The following is a 2,855-nucleotide window of genomic DNA, read 5'->3' on the forward strand; positions in this document are numbered from 1 at the left end:
CGGGCGCCGATTGCTACGGTACTCGAGTGGAATCCGGCACCGGTCCTGCGCGGAGCCCATGCTAGATTGACGAAGCGCGCCTCTCGGCCACCGGTCCTCTCCGGCGCACAAACTCATGATTCTGGAACCTCGCGGAGACTGGCACTGCTTAGAACCCTCGCGTACTCGACCGCCTTGCTCATGACTCTGACCGGTGTGGCGGTGCCGGCGGACGCCCGCGGCGCCGGCGGGGACGAGCACGCCTGGTGCGGCACCGACGGCCGGCACTCGAATCTGCTCGAGGCGGAAGCGCGGCATCGGCTTTTCGAGCGCCGTCGGGTGGGGCGGCTGACCGAGATAGGGAAAACGGGCCTGGCCAGCGCCCAGCTCAGAGCGTCGTCGGTTCGCAAGGACGGCAAGGTGGCCGTGATCGAGGACGATGGCACCCTGGTCAGGGCCCGGAACGAGTTTGACCGGCAGAACACGGCGGTGATCTTCAAGCGCAAGAAGAAGAATGTGCGCGCCCTTGCCAGTGGTGCAGGCGTCAATCAGGATTTCGGCGAGCGCGTCAGCAACGCCGAGTGGGGCACATGCAACCCCGACGCTGCGCCGGGGGACGACGCCGCCCTGCGCGTGGATCTGCCGTTCAAGGCAAAGTTCTACGGCGAGAAGTACGACACCGTCTTCATCAACTCGGACGGCACCGTGACCTTTGGAGCTCCGGATTGCTCGTCTCTGGAGCGGTCTCTGGCCCGACTACTGAACGGACCCCCGGCGATCGCGGGGTTGTTCCTGGACCTCGACCCGGGCTCGACCAGCGGTGAGCGGGGTGTTTTCGTCAAACGGCGCAACAAGAGCGTCCAGATAACCTGGCGAGACGTGCCCCAGTTCGGTTTCAACGACAGCAACACCTTCCAGATCACCGTTTTCAAAACCAAGGCGACGGTCGTTCACGGCGACATCGCCGCGCAGGAGCCCATCGTGGGAGCTTCTCCCGGGGGCGCCGGCGGCCTGGATCTGGTGGACTTCAGCGAAGAGCTTCCGGTAGCCCCGACGTCGGCGGCGATCGTAGAGCAGTACAGCCTTTCTACGGTCGTCGATCTTTTCGGCGTTCCGCCGGTCTTTTACGACCACTTCAAGGACGTCTACGACTACATCGTGGTCTGGTACGACTTCAACGCGCCGGTGGGCTCGTCGGGCGCCTTTGCCCGTCACTTCGGGCTCAAGAACGAGATTCAGGGAATTGGGCTGGACGTTTTCGACCTCAGCGATTTCGCGGGCAGCGACGGGCGTCTGGAGAGCCTGATGGAGATGGGCTGGTTGGGCAAGTATCCGACCGATCTGAACCGAACCCTCTTCGACACCAATAGCGCACTCGACATCATCGGCCACGAGGCCGGGCACCGCTGGTTGGCATTTACGCTGTTCGAGGACGACAGCTCGACAAGCGACGAGCTCCTGGGGCGGCAGAAGGCCCACTGGAACTTCTTTTTCGATTCCGACGGCTCGCTGCTCCAGGGCAACGACATCATGGATATGGGCGGCGGGAACTTCCAGACGGTCGACGCCACCACCGGTTACAGCAAGCTGGACCAGTACTTGATGGGTTTCGTTCCCGGCGACGAAGTCGGGCCGTTGTTCTTCGTGCGCAATCCCACCGAGGGATCCCCGGAGGACTCTCCCAGGCTCAACGTGCAGTTCGGCGGCCAGCGTGTGGACCTCACACTTCAGGACATCGTCGCCGTTCATGGGCCGCGTGTGCCATCGGTCGAGAGCTCGAAGACCTCCTTCACGATGGCCCACGTGCTGCTCGGGCAGACCGGTGAGCCCGTGCGCCAGGCGTCGATCGACCGGCTCAATAGCGTGATCGGGGAGTGGGTGAGGTATTTCAAGAATGCCACCGATGGTCACGGCAGCATGAAGACCTCGCTCAAACGGAAGAAGTAGCCTGGCTCGCCTTCAGCGGTGTTCGTGCTAGATTGCGCGCCATCTTCCGGCCGTCAACGCCCTTGGGCGCGGCGGTCGATTTGTATACAGAAGCCGCTCGGAGACTGACCATGCGTACAAACCTCATTCTCTCGATCTCTCTTCTCGCTATCCTGGCCGTCCTCGCGGTCCCCGCTGATGCCCGCGGCCTCGCCGCTGAAGGACAGGGCTGGTGCGGTACCGATGGCTATCACTCGCGCCTGCTCGAGGCGGAGGCCAAGAGCAGGTGGTTCGAGAGCAGAGCCTCCGGGAGGCTGGCAGAAGACGGCCGCCTTGCCCGAGCCGCTTCAGCCAGAAGGGCCCCGGGCGTCCGGAAGGAAGGCGTGGTCGCGGTGATTGAAGACGACGGATCCGTTGTGGCCGTGCGCAACCTCTTCGACTTCTCGAACAACTCGGTGAGCTTCCTGAAGAAGAAGAGCAAACTCAGGGCGAAGCCCACCTCGGCGGACATCAATCCGGACTTCGGCGACCGGATCCAGGACAGCGACTGGGGCGCCTGCGAGACCATAGCGCCCGTGGACGACGATTCGATGCGCCTCGATCTGCCCTTCCGGGTCAAGTTCTACGGCACGAAATACCGCCAGGTCTACGCCAGCAACCCGCGACCCGAGTCGGCACCGCAGATCGGTGTCGAGTTCGGCGGCCAGCGAGTCGACTTCACGGTCGACAACATCATCGACGAGGTGGGGCCGCGAGTTCCGGCGGCGGCCGACGCACCCAAGACCTTCAACATGGCCTTTATCCTGGTGGCGGCCGACGGCCAGCCCGCCAGGCCCGAGTCCATCGCCAAGCTCAAGACCTTCGCCAACGAGTGGGTCAAGTACTTCAACAACGCCACCGACGGTAACGGCAGCGTCAGCATCAAGCTGAAAGAGCGCAAATAGGGTCTC

General features: G+C 63.5%; 2 protein-coding genes. Both read left to right on the forward strand.

Annotation, left to right across the window (positions count from 1 at the left end):
• The first annotated feature begins 180 nt into the window (after positions 1-180).
• A complete protein-coding gene (locus GY769_10840; GenBank protein ID MCP4202414.1) occupies positions 181-1,926 on the forward strand; it encodes a hypothetical protein in 1,746 nt (581 codons plus the stop codon).
• 110 nt (positions 1,927-2,036) lie between these two features.
• Complete coding sequence (locus GY769_10845) at positions 2,037-2,849, forward strand: hypothetical protein (protein MCP4202415.1); 813 nt, start codon at positions 2,037-2,039, stop codon at positions 2,847-2,849.
• Positions 2,850-2,855: the final 6 nt, after the last annotated feature.

It is taken from the genome of bacterium, assembly GCA_024224155.1.
Classification (GTDB): Bacteria; Acidobacteriota; Thermoanaerobaculia; order Multivoradales; family JAHEKO01; genus CALZIK01.